We start from the raw sequence: 15,258 nt of genomic DNA on the forward strand, positions 1-15,258 counted from the left end.
CCCGATGTCAGGTGATGATGTCGGCCTTGTCGCGGCCGGTGTGTGTTTTGATGTCTGCTATGGTTTCGGCCGCCTCGATCACCGGGGCCAGTGCCGCTTGCACGTCCTGTCCATGATCACCGCCCGGCGCTTCGAAGCGTTCAAGATAGACGCGCAGTGTCGCGCCCTGCGTGCCGGTGCCCGACAGCCGCAGCACCACGCGCGATCCGCCCTCGAACCGGATGCGCACCCCTTGGTTTTCCGTCAGGCTGCCATCGACCGGATCGGTATAGGCAAAATTGTCTACCTCAGAGATGGTGAGACCGGCCACGGTGCTGCCCGGCAGGGTCGTCAGATTGGCGCGTAGCGCGCTCATCAGCGCCCCTGCGGCCTCGGTCGGGATTTCCTCGTAATCATGGCGCGAGTAGTAGTTCCGGCCAAAGCTGCGCCAGTGATCGCGGCGCAATTGCACGATATCGCGCCCGTCGCGTGCCAGGATGTTGAGCCACAACAGTACCGCCCAAAGCCCGTCCTTTTCGCGGATGTGGTTTGAGCCGGTTCCGGCGCTTTCCTCGCCACAGAGCGTAGCTTTGCCCGCGTCCAGCAGGTTGCCAAAGAATTTCCAGCCGGTCGGGGTTTCAAAACAGGGAATGCCCAGTCGTTCGGCCACGATATCAACCGCCTGGCTGGTTGGCATCGAGCGTGCCACGCCGCTGAGCCGCCCGGCATAGGCAGGGGCGAGGTGGGCATAGGCCGTCAAAAGCGCCAGGCTGTCGGAAGGCGACACGAAGGCATCGCGGCCCATGACCATGTTGCGATCACCATCGCCATCCGAAGCGGCCCCGAAATCGGGCGCGTCGGTGCCGCTCATGAGTGCGACCAGTTCGCTGGCCCAGACCGGGTTGGGGTCAGGGTGGCCGCCGCCGAAATCCAGGCTTGGAACGGCGTTGATCACCGATCCGTGGGCCGCGCCCAACACGCCTTCCAGAATGCGTTTTGCGTAAGGCCCGGTGACCGCGTGCATCGCGTCAAAGCATACCCGGAAGCCGCCCGCGAACATCTTGGCGATGGCGTCGAAATCGAACAGCTCGCGCATCAGGTCTTCGTAATCGGCGACCGGGTCGATCACGTCGACCTGCATGTCGCCAACTTTGTAGCTGCCCAAGGTCGAGATATCACCGGCGTCGGCCTCGGCAATCCGGTACTGTGTGATGTCCTGCGTCCGGGCATAGATCGCTTCGGTGATCTTTTCCGGCGCCGGACCGCCATTGGCGGCGTTGAACTTGATCCCGAAGTCGCCGTTCTGCCCACCCGGGTTGTGGCTGGCCGACAGGATGATGCCGCCATCGGTCTGATTCTTGCGGATCAGGTTCGATGCGGCGGGCGTCGACAACAGGCCGTTTTGCCCGATGATCAATCGTGCCGCGCCGTTGGCGGCGGCCATGCGAATGATGGTCCTTGTGGCATCGTCATTGAAGAACCGACCGTCGCCGCCTACCACATAGGTCTTGCCCGCGGCGCCGCCGGTGCCGTCGAACAGGCTTTGCACGAAGTTTTCCAGATACCCCGGCTCCTGGAACACTGCCGTTTTCTTGCGCAGCCCCGACGTGCCCGGTTTCTGGCCTTCAATGGGCGAGGTTGGAACAATCTGATTGGCCATGGTTCTTCTCCGGTTTGCCAGTGTTCGCGCGACCCTGTTGCGCCATGTCGGCGCCCAGTTGGGCGAAGTCTGGTGATGTTTCGATGTCCTGGATCGCGAGGGGCGCGACCTGTTGCCAGTTGGGATGCTCGTTGATGGTTCCCGGCAGGTTCTGCTGGCTCACTCTTCCGGCGATGTCGTCAAGCTGCACGGCGACCATTTCGGACCCCGCTGTTGCCAGCCTGTGGTGTATTTCCGGCACCTCAGCAACGGGGCCCAGTGTCTGTTGCGCCGCTGTCCGGTCGGCGCGGATAATTTCGTAGCGCGTCGTGTCCAACGCGCCGATGTCGGCCTGAAGCCGGGCATCTTCTGCCGAAAAGAACCCCTTTATCGTTGGGGTATCGTGGGTTGCAAAGGCGCAAATCGCTTTCTTGCGAATATGCGCGGTATCCTTGAACCCACCCGCGTCGTCGCGCAGGAATTGCAGGATTTCCATGCCGTAGATCCCGGAACCGGCCAGTTTTTCGCGCAAACCCTCGGGCACAAGACCCAGGTCCTCCCCGATCACGATCGTGCCGCTGCGCTGGCTTTCGATTGCGACCACGGCGAGAAGAGCATCCAGCGGATAGCTGACATATGCGCCTTCTGTTGCGCCGTCGGGAATCCAGAAACTGCGCATCAGACCAATGACATGGTCGATCCGGATCATGCCCGCATGACGCATCACAGACCTGAGCAGCCGCGCGAACCCGGCATAACCCTGCGCCCGGCAGGTCACCGGCGACAGTGGCGCCAACCCCCAGCTTTGCCCGGCAGGCGACAAGGGATCCGGCGGCGCGCCCAGTGTGGCGCCGGTGACTTGGGGAGAGTCCTTCGCCCAGGTCTCGGCCCCGCCCAGGCGCGGCCCGACAGCAAGGTCGAGATAGAGCCCGATCCGCATGCCGGCGCTCAAAAGCTGCTTTTGCGCCTGCCCGATCTGGCAATCGGCCTGCCATTGTCCCCACTTGAGGAACGACAGCGCCACCTGTTCTTCGCTCTGCACGGCTGTGATTGCCGTCGTGTCACGGGTTTTGAAGGCCGAAGGCCAGTCGCGCCAATCCGGCCCGAACCGGTCGGCCAGCACTTCGAACAGCGCATAATCGTCCAAGGCTGCGCCGCCCGCCCGGTCAAAGGCAGCGAAGGCACGCTGCTCGGGCGCGTCGTCCGGCAAGCCCCGGAACCGCATGAAACTGGTCTTCAGGGCCCGTTCATTGGCGTCAAGCGCGGCGGGGTAATCGACCCTGTCGGTGCTGCTGCCCTTGCCGTGTTCCACGGTGCCCGTGTGCCATGTGTTCAGGAACGCCCGATGGCTGGGCGAATAGGGGCTGATGACGTCGTCCGGCCGGGTCCGGCCCATGGCGTGGACCGGGTTGATTCCGACAAAATCGGCGCCGTGATGCGCCATCGCCGCGCCATAGCTACCCAACAGATTATAGCTGCCAATCTGCGCCTTGCCCGCGTCGGTCAGTCCATAAAGCGCGGTTGTGACACCCCAGACGCGCGGGGCCTTTGTGCGCTCGGCCACGCAGACGGCATGTTGCGGACGCGCCAGGATCCAGGTCACCCAATCGCTCGACCCGTCCGAAAGGACCAGACGGTGGATGCCCATTGGCAGCGGGGGAAGGTCGATCCTGTCCGTGGCCAGTCCATCGGCGAGCGGTTCGGGGTTTCCTTCGACTTCGATGGCCCAATCGACGGGGCGCGAGGTTTTGATAGTAGCGCTTTTGCCTGTTTCCACGATGATTTCGGCGCAGGCCGGGTGAAGCGAGTCTTCGTGGCGCAACTGTTCCACAAGCGCGTGCGCTTCAGCTTCCGAACCAACCGAATGCCCCATGGCCGCCAGCACGGCCATGCGAGTCTCGGGGGTCACGGAAACACGTTGGCCGTCAAAGCCGCGATAGTCGGACCCGATGCCGAAATGGCGGCAAAGCTCGTGGCACCAGTCGGTCATAACGCGACCTCTCGGCCCAAGAACAGAACGACGGAATGCGGTGCAATCGACGGACGGGCGCGGGTGGAGAGACGATGTGGCGCGGCGTGGGGTGCGGCGGTATCCAGCGCACATTCCCAGACCATTCCGGAGCCCGCGTCAGGTGGTACAAGCTGGCGGGTCTTGCCGCCGCCATTGACGACGATCAGCGCGGTGCCGGGATCGGACAAGGCATCTTCGGCCGATCCACGCAGATGCAGGCAGAACCCGTCCAGCATCGGATCGCGCCAGTTCAGGGCACCGCCATCAAGGGTCGACCACGCCACGTCAAGGAACGCGTCCTCTCGCGGATGGCCGTGCAGGAACTTGCCCTGTCTCAGCACCGGGTTGTCGCGACGCAGGGCGACAAGCCGCCGGGTAAAGGCCAGCAGGCCTTGATCCGCCCCGACCCAGTCGATCCAGGCCGTTTCGTTGTCTTGGCAATAGGTGTTGTTGTTGCCATGTTGGGTATTGCCGATCTCGTCACCGGCCAGGAGCATGGGCGTGCCCTGTGACAGGAACACGCTTGCCAACATGTTGCGAACCCTTTGGGCGCGGCGGTCCAGAATGGCTTGATCTGTTGTATCGCCTTCGGCACCGCAATTGTCGGAACAATTGTGGCCGTGCCCGTCGGCGCCGTTTTCGCCATTGGCTTGGTTGTGTTTGTCGTTGTAGCGGGTGACATCTGCGAGCGTGAAACCGTCATGCGCCGCGACAAAATTGACCGAGCTGAAGGTCTTGCGCCCCGGTCGGTCAAACACCGAGGCCGTGCCCAGAAAGTTCCCGGCCAGTTCCTGAGCCGAATGCGCATCGCCGCGCCAGAATTTGCGCACTGCATCACGGAACGTATCGTTCCATTCGCCCCAATCGTCGGGAAAGGCGCCAAGCTGATAACCGCCCGGGCCGATATCCCACGGCTCGGCGATCAGTTTGGTCTGGCACAGGACCGGGTCCTGCCGGATGGCATCGAAGAACCCGCCGCGCGGGTCAAATCCATGCGCCTCGCGTCCAAGCGTGGTGGCCAGATCAAAGCGGAACCCATCGACACCCATGACCGTGACCCAATATCGTAGTGCATCCAGAACAAGACGCAGCGTGAACGGGTGGCTGACATCCATCGTGTTCCCGCAGCCGGTGTCATTGACGTAATACTGCGGATGGCTGGCCTGCAGATGATAATACGCGGCATTGTCGAGCCCGCGAAACGACAGGGTCGGGCCGCGTTGATCGCCTTCAGCGGTATGGTTGAACACCACGTCCAGGATGACCTCGATCCCGGCGTGATGCAGCCGGTCGACCGCCTGACGAAAACCCTCGGCCTCGTTTGGTCCGAAATATCGCGGCTCGAGCGCAAAGTAGAGCAGCGAGTTGTAACCCCAGTAGTTGGTCAGGCCGCGTTCAATCAGGAACCCGTCGTCCAGAAACCCGTGTACCGGCAACAGCTCAAGGGCCGTGACGCCGAGCGCCTTAAGGTGCGCGATCACCGGCTCTGAGCCCAGCGCCTCGTAGGTGCCGCGCAGCGCGTCAGGCACACCGGGCATCCGTTTCGTCAGCCCTTTCACATGGGCCTCGTAAATCACAGTTTCTGACCACGGTCTTTGTGGGTGGGGCGCTCCGGACCAGGGCGTTTCGATCTCGGGCACCACCGATTTTGGCACAATTGGCGCGCTGTCGATGTCGCAGGGTCGGTCCATGCCGCCCATCTCGGCCATGGCGTAGCCCAGCGTCGCGCGGTCGTTGGTCCAATCTCCGTGCACCGACCGCGCATAAGGATCGACCAGCAACTTGGCGGGATTGAACCGGTGGCCCCGTTCGGGCTCGTAAGGGCCATAGGCGCGATAACCATAGAGATCCCCCGGCTTCACACCGGGAACGAACCCGTGCCAGATTGCGCCGGTGCGTTCGGGCAGGGTCAGCCGGGTGGTTTCACGGGCGCCATCGCGGCTGAACAGGCACAACTCGATCCTGGCCGCGTTCGCGGAAAACACGGCGAAATTGACGCCATGGCCGTCACACACCGCACCAAGCGGATAGGGCCGACCAGCGGCAATGGTTTTTCCTGTCGCCATCTGCATCCTGGTTTACGACCCAAGCAAGCCTTTGTAGATATCCACGACCTTGTCGGCCGAGCGTTCCCAACCGACCGGGTGTTTCATCGCATTGCGCATGACCTTCTGCCATGCTTTTTCATCTTCAAAGAGGTTCATTGCGCGGCTCAGGGCATCCGACAACTTGTCCACGGTTACCGGAGCAAATTGGAACCCGGTGGCGCAGCCCATCGCAAGCGCCGCCTCGTTGGCATCGATGACGGTGTCGGCCAGCCCGCCGGTTTTCGAGACAATCGGCAGCGTTCCGTAGCGCATTGCACAAAGCTGGGTCAGGCCACAGGGTTCGAACCGGGAGGGGATCAGAATGGTATCGGCGCCAGCCTGAATCAGGTGGGCCAGGTTTTCATCAAAACCAATTTCGACACCCACGCTGTCAGGGTGCTGGCTTGCAAGCTCTGAAAATCCGCGCTCCAGGTCCGGGTCGCCGGAGCCCAGCAACACAAACCGTGCGCCCTGCGCGATCAGGCCGGGCAGGGCTTGGAGAGCTATATCCAGCCCCTTTTGATCGGATAGTCGGCTGACAACGGAAAACAGCGGTGCGGAGGTGTCTTCGGGCAGGCCAAAATGCGCCAGGACTGCTTGCTTGTTGGCGGCTTTACGTCTCAGTGTCCGGCTTGAATAGGTCTGAGCCAGCACCGGGTCGGTTCCAGGGTTCCAGACCTCGGTGTCGATGCCGTTCAGGATCCCGGTCAGAACGTGGCTGCGCGACCGCAGGACACCCTCCAGCCCCATGCCGAACTCTGACGTCATCAGTTCGCGCGCATAGGTTGGGCTGACGGTGGTGATCTGATCGGCCAGCATCAGGCCGCCTTTGAGAAAGCTGATCTTGCCGAAGAACTCGAAACCGTCCTGAGTGAACCCGGCAGGATCAAGACCCAATTCGCCCATGGTCGAGGGCGCAAAAACGCCTTGAAAGGCGATGTTGTGAATGGTCACGACGCATGGCGGCGTGTCTTTGCCGAACTGTCGCAGATAGATCGGAACGAGACCGGCCTGCCAGTCATGCGCGTGCACCACATCCGGGCGCCAACCGTCCAGCCCGCCACGGCCAATCACCGAACCGACCCAGCTTAGCAAACCAAAGCGCAGATGGTTGTCGGCCCAGTCCTTGCCGGCGTCATCCAGATAAATTTGTGCAGGACGGTCATAAAGGTGCGGCGCGTCCACCAGCAGAAGGTCGATCCCTGCGGCCCGCTGGGTAAGGACCCGAACCGGGCCGCCGAATTTGTTACCCAGCTCGAGCGCCGTCGCGGCACCCTCGGCCAGATGTGCAATCGAGCGATAAAGCGGCAGAAGAACCCGGCACTCGCCGTCATGGTCGCCCAGCACCTTGGCCAGGGCTCCGACCACATCGGCAAGACCGCCGGTTTTGGCAAACGGCGCGCATTCTGACGAAACGGCAAGTACTTTGGTTGTCATTTTTCCAACCTGTCGATCATGGATTGGGTGATCAGGCAGATGCCACTCTCGGTTCTGCGGAACCGCGCACTATCCTGCTCGGGATCTTCACCCACAACAAGACCTGCAGGGATTTTCACCGACCGATCGATCACCACGTTTTTCAGGCGTGCGCCGCGCCCGATCTCGACATAGGGCATCGCGATGACACCGGTCAGTTCGGCGTAGGAATTGGCGCGCACGCCGGTGTGCAGCAGGCAGTTGGTCAGGCGCGAGCCGGAAATGATGCAGCCGCCCGAGACCATGGAGGACACGGCCATGCCGCGACGATCTTCTTCATCGTGGATGAATTTTGCCGGCGGGGTGATTTCGGCGTAAGTCCAGATCGGCCAGCTTTGTTCATAAAGATCAAGCTCGGGCTCGAAATCCGTCAGGTCGATATTGGCCTGCCAGAAGGCATCGATCGTTCCAACATCGCGCCAGTAGGGGCTCTGCTCTTTCGTGCTTGTCACGCAGGACCGGCTAAAGGGGTGAGCATAGGCTTTGCCACCGGCAACGAGCGCCGGAATGATGTTCTTGCCGAAATCATGCTCTGACGTGTCCGACGCGGCGTCTTTGCGCAACAAATCGATCAGAAACTCGGTCTTGAAAACGTAAATCCCCATGCTGGCCAGCGATTGCTCGGGGTCGCCGGGCATTTGCGGCGGATCGGCAGGTTTTTCGACGAATTCGAGAATACGGTCGTTTTCGTCAACCGCCATGACACCAAAGGCACTTGCCTCTTTGCGCGGCACTTCGATACAGCCGACGGTCACATCCGCGCCGGTTTCGACGTGTTGCTTCAGCATCAGCGAGTAGTCTTGCTTGTAGATATGATCCCCGGCCAGAATCAGGATGTATTTCGGGGCGTATCCCTCAATAATATCAATGTTTTGCGTGACGGCATCTGCGGTTCCCAGATACCAGTGTCCTTCGTCGACGCGCTGTGACGCGGGCAGGATATCAAGCGACTCGTTTCGTTCCGCCCGGAAGAAGCTCCAACCGCGTTGCAGATGGCGGATCAGGCTGTGCGCCTTGTATTGGGTGGCCACCCCGATCCGGCGAATGCCCGAGTTGACGGCATTGGACAGGGCAAAGTCGATGATCCGGGCCTTGCCGCCGAAATAGACCGCCGGCTTGGCGCGAATATCGGTAAGCTCTTTCAGACGACTGCCGCGACCACCCGCAAGAACGAATGCCATTGTTTCACGTGCCAGTTGATGTGTGGAAACGTTTTCCATGGTCTTCTCCAGTTTGCGAGCGAGCAACCCGCCCTTGACGATGATGATCGCCGGACCCTTGCAGTGTGGTCCCAGCGATAGAGGTTCCGCAGTCTCGCGCCCAGCCTTTGAGCGCATTTACTCCGGAAGATGTCGAATGAGCCCAGAATCCAAGCTCTCGACGGCTAGAAACCCGATTCACCCCTCGCTTGTCAATAATTAAATCTATCTTATTTATTTATTGACAGGATTCGACGAATCGAGGATTGTAGCCTTCAGAACGGACACGTAATCCAAGCAGGGAACCCCATGCTGCAAGCAACCCGCAATACCAATGACAATGGCGTACCGACGGTCAGCCCGACCGCACGCGGTTCGAATCAAAGCGGGATGCGCGCCTATAATGAGCGCCTGGTTCTGTCGCTGATCCGCCAGACCGGCCCGATGGCCAAAGCCGAGATTGCCCGCAAGACCGGCCTTTCCGCTCAGACGGTTTCGGTGATCATGCGCGCGCTGGAAACCGACGGTCTGCTTCAGAAGGGTGAGCCAGTGCGTGGCAAGGTTGGGCAACCATCCGTACCCATGGCGCTTGATCGCGACGGGGCCTTCTTTCTTGGCCTCAAGGTCGGACGGCGCAATGCGGAACTCGTGCTCACGGACTTTCTGGGCCAAGTAAAGTTTTGCGCCCGCCAGTCGCACGACCAACCCACACCCGATGGCATCGTCGCTTTTGCACAGGAAGCGATTGATCAGTTCTTCGAGCAGTTGCCCGAGGCACATCGCCCGCGCGTGGCTGGGATGGGCATTGCCTTGCCATTTCGGCTTTGGGATTGGGTCAGTCAACCGGGGGAGGATACGGCCGGTCTTGAGGCCTGGCGTGATCGCGACATCTCGGCTGACATCGGTGCGACCCGCGATTTCCCGGTTTTTCTGTGCAATGACACGTCCGCGGCCTGCGGCGCTGAGCTGGTGTTTGGGTCGCAGGATAAACCGCACGATTTCCTCTACTTTTATGTCGGTTACTTCATCGGTGGTGGTCTGGTTCTGGACAACACGCTGTTCACCGGCAAGAGCGGCAATGCGGCTGCGTTAGGGTCAATGCCGATCCTGTCGTCGGATCGCGTCCCGTGCCAATTGGTGGACGTTGCGTCGCTGGTGTCCCTGGAATCCATTGTTCACGAACACGGCTGCAACAGTGAGGTGATCTGGGGGTCGTTAGACGAATGGGCGCTTCCTCGTGACGTCATGAACCACTGGCTGGACCAGGCGGCGAGCGGATTGGCGCAGGCCATCGTGTCGTCGACCTGCCTGATCGATTTCCGCAGCGTCCTGATCGACGGCTGGATGCCAGCAGCGGTTCGGGCGGATCTGGTCGAACGTACCGCCCGGCAATTGCGCGAACTCTCGGTTCCCGGGATCGATTTCCCCGAGGTTCGGGAAGGTACAATCGGCGGCGATGCCAAAACCTTGGGGGCGGCGAGCCTGCCGCTCTCGGAGCGGTTTCTGGTCGACCGCACAGCATTCTTGAAGGGCTGACACATGATACTTTGCTGCGGAGAAGCTCTTATCGATATGATCCCGACGCCGACCGCGTCCGGCCCGGACGGGTTCGTGCCGCATAGCGGTGGCGCGGTGTTCAACACGTCGATCGCCCTTGGGCGGCTGGGGGTGCAAACCGGCATGCTGACGGGGATGTCAAACGACATGTTCGGCCAGCAACTGGTGGATGGGCTCAAAGCCAGCCATGTGGATGTTTCGCAGGTGGTGACTTCAAGCCGTCCCACGACGCTTGCCTTTGTGCGTCTGGTCGATGGCCATGCCACTTACGATTTTTACGACGAAAACTCCGCCGGTCGCATGCTTGCGCTCAAGGATATGCCAGTGCTTCCAACAGAAGTGACCGCGCTTTACTTTGGTGGCATCAGCCTGGCCTGCGAACCCGGCGCAGATGCCTATGCGGCCTTGCTCGAACGCGAAGGGCAAAAGCGGGCGGTCATGCTTGATCCGAACATCCGCCCGAGCTTTATTCGTGACATCGATCACTACCGGACGCGTCTTGACCGCATGATTGCGCTCTCGGATATCGTCAAGGTGTCCGACGAAGACCTCAACTGGATTTTGCCGTCCCCTCTGTCGCTGCAAGAGAAGGTCGAAACCCTGCTGGACAAGGGCCCTTCGGTCGTCATCCTGACGCGTGGCGGCGAAGGCGCGACCGGATTCCTTGCCAATGGTGGTGAGGTTCAGGTTCCAGCACTGAAAGCCAAGATCACCGATACGGTCGGGGCAGGTGATACCTTCAATGCGGGTGTACTGGCCAAACTCTCGGAGTTGGGTCAGCTTCACAAGCCCGGTCTGGCCGAACTTTCCCTGGATGTATTAAGCGAAGCCCTTGCGCATGGCGCCCGTGTTGCGGCGGTCACCGTCTCGCGGGCCGGCGCCAACCCACCCTGGGCCGGAGAACTCTAATCGCAACTTAATCTCAAGGTGCTTTCAACTTCTTAATGTTAGCGCTATCAGTACCCCGGGGGGCAACCCCGCAACCACGCAAAGGACATGACAATGACCCTCAGGATTGCAATCAACGGTTTTGGACGCATCGGCCGCGGTGTTCTGCGCGCCTTGGTTGAAAGTGGTGAAACCGACATCGAAATCGTCGCCATAAACGACCTGGCGCCGCCGCAAAACATTGCGCACCTGCTGAAATACGACAGCGTGCACGGTCGACTTGGTGTGCCGGTTCTGGTCGATGATGACCAATTGCGCGTGGGCGAGCACAGCATTCGCCTGACGGCCATTCGCAACCCCGAGGACCTGCCGTGGCAGGATGTCGATATCGCTTATGAATGCACCGGCCTCTTCACTGATCGCGAGGCGGCGGCCCGGCATCTTCAGAATGGCTCGAAACGGGTGCTGATCTCGGCACCGGGCAAAAATGCCGACAAGACCGTGGTTTACGGCGTCAATCATCGCGATTTGACCGCTGATGACGTGATCGTCTCGAATGCGTCCTGCACCACCAACTGCCTTGCCCCGGTGGCATTGGTCCTGGATCGCGAATTTGGCATCAAGACCGGTTACATGACGACAATTCACGCTTTCACCGGTGACCAGCCCAGCCATGACACCAATCACAAGGATCTCTATCGCGCACGGGCAGCCTCGATGTCGATGGTGCCGACCTCGACTGGTGCGGCGCGGGCAATCGCGTTGGTGCTGCCGCGTTTGGAGGGCAGGCTGGAAGGGTCTGCGGTTCGGGTCCCAACACCGAACGTGTCGATGGTAGACCTGTGTTTCATGCCGGAACGCCCGGTCACCCGCGATGAGATCAACGCCGCCGTCGCCAAGGCCGCGGCGCATGAACTGGCCGGTGTCCTGTCCTTTGAAGAGGACCCCCTGGTGTCGATCGATTTTAACCACGACCCGCATTCTTCGTGCTTTGCCGCAGCCCAGACCACGGTAACCCAAGAAGGGATGGTGCGCGTCGTTAGCTGGTATGACAATGAATGGGGCTTTTCGAACCGCATGATTGATACCGGTCGCATCATGGGCGCGCTGCTTCAAACCGCCGCCCCTCTGAAACTGGCAGGCTGAACTCATGGTTTCGCGCGTCATTCCCGTTGACCCCTTCGATCTCGTCATCTTCGGTGCCACGGGTGATCTTGCCCGTCGCAAGATCCTGCCGGGTCTGTTTCACCGTTTCATGGTGGGTCAAGTGCCCGGAACGGCCCGCATCATTGGGGCCGCGCGGTCTGAATACGACCAACAGGCATTTCGTGACATGGTGCGCGACAACCTGACGGAATTTGCCACAAAGGCCGCCAAACAAACCGAGTTGGTCGAGCAGTTTCTGGACATGATCGTCTATGTTCGAGTCGATGCCACCGGAAATGACGGCTGGTCTGACCTGGCCGCTGCCTTGCGAAGCGACGTTGTGCGCGCCTTTTATCTTTCGGTGACGCCGTCCCTTTTCGGGGCCATTGGGGCAAAACTGCACGCCAATGACATTGCCACCCCAGACAGTCGCATCGTGGTGGAAAAACCCTTCGGCCACGATCTTGAAACCGCCCGCGCGTTGAACGCGGACTTGCGGCGGAACTTTGAAGAAAACCAGATTTATCGCATCGACCATTATCTCGGCAAAGAAACCGTGCAGAACCTCATGGCGCTGCGCTTTGCCAATTCCCTGTGGGAGCCGCTGTGGAATTCAACCCATATCGACCACGTGCAGATCACTGTGGCCGAGAGCCTTGGGGTCGAGGGGCGCGGCGAATATTACGACCGCTCAGGCGCGATGCGCGACATGGTGCAAAACCACTTGATGCAGCTCTTGTGTCTGACCGCGATGGAGCCGCCCTCAAAGTTTGAGCCGAACTCGGTGCGTGACGAAAAGGTCAAGGTGATCGAGGCGCTGGAGCCTGTCGATCTGGCCGATATCGTGCGCGGACAATATCGCGATCGCGATGGCGATGGCAGTTATCGCGATCACGCAGGCAACCCCAACAGCCGCACCGAAAGCTTTGTCGCCATGAAGGTCAAGATTGGCAACTGGCGCTGGGCCGGCACGCCGTTCTACCTTCGCACGGGCAAGAAATTGCGCGGGCGCAGCTCGGAAATTGCCGTTGTGTTCCGCGATCCGCCGCACATGATTTTTCCCAAGATGGAAGGCCGTCGTGGCAATGCGTTGATCATTCATCTGCAACCGGATGAAGGTATCACCCTGCGCAATACCATCAAGGAACCCGGTCCGGGCGGGATGCGTCTGGCCGAGGTGACGCTCGACATGACTTTCGCCGACGCGCTGGACCAGCATGCCGAACCGCAGGATGCCTATGAGCGCCTGATCATGGATGTGATCCGGGGTGATCAGACTCTGTTCATGCGCGGCGACGAGGTTGAAGCCGCATGGGCCTGGGCCGACCCGATCATCACCGGATGGGAAGATGCCCGGCTGACCCCCGCAGGGTATGACCCGGGCGGATCGGGCCCCGAAGACGCGCTGATGCTGTTGCACCGCGAAGGCCGCCGCTGGCGCGAAATAGGCTGAAAGGCTAATCCATGACACTTCACCCAACCCTCGAGCGTGTCACAGCGCGCATAATCGAACGTAGCCACGCCACGCGAAAGCCCTATCTCGACCGGATGGAGGCCGCGCGCATCAAGGGCCCGGCCCGCGCTCATCTATCGTGCAGCGGACAGGCGCATGCCTCTGCGGCATCCGGCAGGGACAAGGATGCGCTGACCACCGGAACGGCGGGCAATCTCGGAATTGTCACCGCCTATAACGATATGCTTTCGGCGCATCAGCCCTATGAACGTTACCCCGGTATGATCCGCGATGCCGCGCGCGCGGTGGGCGGTACGGCACAGGTTGCGGGCGGTGTTCCGGCGATGTGCGACGGTGTCACCCAGGGTGAGGCCGGGATGGAGCTTTCGCTGTTCTCGCGCGATGTGATAGCACTGGCTGCCTCGGTCGCGCTTAGCCACAACACGTTTGATGCTGCCGTGTTCCTTGGGGTCTGCGACAAGATCGTGCCAGGCCTTGTCATCGCCGCACAGGCCTTTGGGCATCTGCCTGCCGTTTTCCTGCCCGCCGGACCGATGGAAAGCGGACTGGCCAATGACGAAAAGGCCAAAGTGCGCCAGAAGTTTGCCACCGGAGAGGTGGGCCGCGATGCGCTCATGGCTGCCGAGATGGGTGCCTATCATGGCCCCGGCACCTGCACGTTCTACGGCACCGCCAACACCAACCAGATGCTGATGGAATTCATGGGCTTGCACCTGCCCGGTGCAAGTTTCGTTCCACCCCAGGGCGCGCTGCGTGATGCGCTGACGGCCGAAGGCGCCAAACGTGCCCTATCGCTCAGCGCGCTTGGCAACACCTATACCCCGGTCAGCGCCATATTGGACGAACGTGCCTTTGTGAACGGCATGGTCGGGCTTAACGCCACCGGCGGGTCGACCAACCTTCTGATCCACCTGATCGCGATGGCGCGCGCGGGCGGTATCATTCTGGATTGGCAGGATTTTTCAGAAATATCCGACGTCACGCCCTTGTTGACGCGGGTCTATCCCAACGGGTTGGCGGATGTGAATCATTTCCATGCGGCAGGCGGTCTGGGGTATCTGATCGGCCAGTTGCTTGCGGCCGGCCTGCTGCATCCCGACACGCAGACCGTGGCCGGAGTGGGGCTGGCGCGTTACACCGCCGAGCCGAAGCTGAAGAACGGAGAGCTTGTCTGGGAAGACGGTGCAGGCATCAGCCTTAACGAAAAGATCCTGCGCCCTGCGAGTGATCCCTTTCAGCCCACTGGCGGTTTGAAACGTATGAGCGGCTCCATGGGCACCGCCGTGATGAAGGTTTCCGCCGTCGCGCCCGCGCATCACGTGGTCGAGGCCCCGGCCCGTGTCTTTGCCGATCAGGGCGAGGTGAAAACCGCGTTCAAAGCGGGCGAATTGACTGGTGATGTCGTGGTCGTCGTGCGTTTTCAGGGGCCCAAGGCCAACGGCATGCCCGAGTTGCACAGTCTTACCCCGCTCCTGTCGATCCTGCAGGGCAAGGGTTTGAAGGTGGCGTTGGTCACCGATGGCCGCATGTCCGGCGCTTCTGGCAAGGTGCCCGCCGCGATCCATGTTTCGCCCGAAGCCGTTGATGGTGGGCCAATTGCCCGCGTCCGGGATGGTGACATGGTTCGTGTTGATGCCACCACCGGAGCGCTCGATATCCTGGCCGAAGGGGTTGACGTCCGCCCCAATGCAACCGCAGACCTCTCGGCCGGGCAGTCCGGCACTGGGCGTGAACTGTTTGCCACATTCCGCAACACGGTCGGCTCTGCCACGGCCGGCGCGTGTATCTTCGGAGATTGATCC

Annotated in this window: 10 protein-coding genes; 5 read left to right on the forward strand and 5 right to left on the reverse strand. The window is 61.0% G+C overall.

Going from position 1 to position 15,258, the window contains the following annotated elements; all coding sequences use genetic code 11:
* Window positions 1-7: 7 nt before the first annotated feature.
* Genes RXV86_RS14610 through glgC form a run of 5 tightly spaced genes read right to left on the reverse strand, consistent with a single transcriptional unit; the run spans window position 8 to window position 8,412 of the window.
* The gene (locus RXV86_RS14610; protein WP_316300980.1) at window positions 8-1,639 is read right to left on the reverse strand and encodes an alpha-D-glucose phosphate-specific phosphoglucomutase; all 1,632 of its coding nucleotides are present in this window, start codon (window positions 1,637-1,639) and stop codon (window positions 8-10) included.
* Window positions 1,605-3,608 (reverse strand): 4-alpha-glucanotransferase, encoded by a 2,004-nt coding sequence (gene malQ / locus RXV86_RS14615; protein ID WP_316300981.1) that lies wholly within the window; start codon window positions 3,606-3,608, stop codon window positions 1,605-1,607. The genes RXV86_RS14610 and malQ overlap by 35 nt, the downstream gene beginning before the upstream one ends.
* On the reverse strand, window positions 3,605-5,695 hold the full coding sequence (gene glgX, locus RXV86_RS14620; protein WP_316300982.1) for a glycogen debranching protein GlgX: 2,091 nt from the start codon (window positions 5,693-5,695) through the stop codon (window positions 3,605-3,607). The genes malQ and glgX overlap by 4 nt, the downstream gene beginning before the upstream one ends.
* Window positions 5,696-5,707: 12 nt before the next feature.
* Complete coding sequence (glgA, locus tag RXV86_RS14625; RefSeq protein ID WP_316300983.1) at window positions 5,708-7,153, reverse strand: glycogen synthase GlgA; 1,446 nt, start codon at window positions 7,151-7,153, stop codon at window positions 5,708-5,710.
* Window positions 7,150-8,412 (reverse strand): glucose-1-phosphate adenylyltransferase, encoded by a 1,263-nt coding sequence (gene glgC / locus RXV86_RS14630; protein ID WP_316301088.1) that lies wholly within the window; start codon window positions 8,410-8,412, stop codon window positions 7,150-7,152. Before glgC ends, glgA begins: the two co-directional genes overlap by 4 nt.
* Window positions 8,413-8,700: 288 nt before the next feature.
* Between glgC and RXV86_RS14635 the strand changes: the two genes are divergently transcribed.
* The 5 genes from RXV86_RS14635 (at window position 8,701) to edd (ending at window position 15,255) form a co-directional block, all read left to right on the forward strand.
* Window positions 8,701-9,927 (forward strand): ROK family transcriptional regulator, encoded by a 1,227-nt coding sequence (locus tag RXV86_RS14635; RefSeq protein WP_316300984.1) that lies wholly within the window; start codon window positions 8,701-8,703, stop codon window positions 9,925-9,927.
* 3 nt (window positions 9,928-9,930) lie between these two features.
* Window positions 9,931-10,857, forward strand: coding sequence for a carbohydrate kinase (locus RXV86_RS14640; protein WP_316300985.1), 927 nt, complete (start codon window positions 9,931-9,933; stop codon window positions 10,855-10,857).
* Window positions 10,858-10,950: 93 nt separating this feature from the next.
* On the forward strand, window positions 10,951-11,982 hold the full coding sequence (gene gap, locus RXV86_RS14645) for a type I glyceraldehyde-3-phosphate dehydrogenase (protein ID WP_316300986.1): 1,032 nt from the start codon (window positions 10,951-10,953) through the stop codon (window positions 11,980-11,982).
* 4 nt (window positions 11,983-11,986) lie between these two features.
* On the forward strand, window positions 11,987-13,435 hold the full coding sequence (gene zwf / locus RXV86_RS14650; protein ID WP_316300987.1) for a glucose-6-phosphate dehydrogenase: 1,449 nt from the start codon (window positions 11,987-11,989) through the stop codon (window positions 13,433-13,435).
* Window positions 13,436-13,446: 11 nt separating this feature from the next.
* Window positions 13,447-15,255 (forward strand): phosphogluconate dehydratase, encoded by a 1,809-nt coding sequence (gene edd / locus RXV86_RS14655; protein ID WP_316300988.1) that lies wholly within the window; start codon window positions 13,447-13,449, stop codon window positions 15,253-15,255.
* The last annotated feature ends 3 nt before the right edge of the window (window positions 15,256-15,258 follow it).

This window comes from Aliisedimentitalea sp. MJ-SS2, assembly GCF_032586155.1.
Taxonomy (GTDB): Bacteria; Pseudomonadota; Alphaproteobacteria; order Rhodobacterales; family Rhodobacteraceae; genus JAWHTC01.

What these genes read in the sequence shown, in the direction of transcription:
- RXV86_RS14640 (WP_316300985.1), top strand. Translation starts at nt 9,931, where the DNA reads ATGATACTTTGCTGCGGAGAAGCTCTTATCGATATGATCCCGACGCCG.
- malQ (WP_316300981.1), bottom strand. Translation starts at nt 3,608, where the DNA reads ATGACCGACTGGTGCCACGAGCTTTGCCGCCATTTCGGCATCGGGTCC.
- gap (WP_316300986.1), top strand. Translation starts at nt 10,951, where the DNA reads ATGACCCTCAGGATTGCAATCAACGGTTTTGGACGCATCGGCCGCGGT.
- RXV86_RS14610 (WP_316300980.1), bottom strand. Translation starts at nt 1,639, where the DNA reads ATGGCCAATCAGATTGTTCCAACCTCGCCCATTGAAGGCCAGAAACCG.
- RXV86_RS14635 (WP_316300984.1), top strand. Translation starts at nt 8,701, where the DNA reads ATGCTGCAAGCAACCCGCAATACCAATGACAATGGCGTACCGACGGTC.
- glgX (WP_316300982.1), bottom strand. Translation starts at nt 5,695, where the DNA reads ATGGCGACAGGAAAAACCATTGCCGCTGGTCGGCCCTATCCGCTTGGT.
- glgC (WP_316301088.1), bottom strand. Translation starts at nt 8,412, where the DNA reads ATGGAAAACGTTTCCACACATCAACTGGCACGTGAAACAATGGCATTC.
- glgA (WP_316300983.1), bottom strand. Translation starts at nt 7,153, where the DNA reads ATGACAACCAAAGTACTTGCCGTTTCGTCAGAATGCGCGCCGTTTGCC.
- zwf (WP_316300987.1), top strand. Translation starts at nt 11,987, where the DNA reads ATGGTTTCGCGCGTCATTCCCGTTGACCCCTTCGATCTCGTCATCTTC.
- edd (WP_316300988.1), top strand. Translation starts at nt 13,447, where the DNA reads ATGACACTTCACCCAACCCTCGAGCGTGTCACAGCGCGCATAATCGAA.